The sequence below is a fragment of the Myxococcus sp. AB025B genome, assembly GCF_006518215.1.
GTDB lineage: Bacteria > Myxococcota > Myxococcia > Myxococcales > Myxococcaceae > Myxococcus > Myxococcus fulvus.
This window is the reverse complement of sequence record NZ_SRLW01000712.1, coordinates 1-457: the sequence shown is the minus strand read 5'-3', so window position 1 is coordinate 457 and position 457 is coordinate 1. Positions and strand designations below refer to the sequence as shown.

The 457-nt window shown below is 73.7% G+C and carries 1 pseudogene; it reads right to left on the bottom strand.

The features are described from left to right. Positions 1–457, bottom strand: a pseudogene (locus FL311_RS44770) (hypothetical protein); the annotation flags it as partial.

Below are 457 nucleotides of genomic sequence, written 5' to 3'. Positions count from 1 at the left end.
CCCCGGGCCTCCCCACCTCCGGCGCGGACACGGACGTTCCCGTCGCCAGGCCGCTGCCCCCCGTGGCCGTCGGCTGCGGCAGGATGGGCGGCAGGCCAGGCGCGACGTTCGCCGGCACGGGCGTCAGCCGCGTCGGGTCCACCGTCAGGTTTCCCGTGTTCTCCACCACCGCCACCGAGCGCACCGGAACCCCGGCCACCTCGATGGCCACGTCCTCGAACACGAACTGCACGAAGCCCCGACGCTCGACGTCCGTCGGCAGGTTGTACGCGAGCACCACCAGCTCCGTGTCCCCCGCCCGCGCCTGACGCAGCATCCGGTGCGTCGAGTCATCCGCGAACGCCCCCGCGTCCAACGCCGCCACGTGGATGAGCGCCGTGTCCGTCAGCAACCGGCCGTCACGCCACACGCTCCCCACCCCCCACACCGCCACCGCCGCATGGGAGCGGGTCATGAC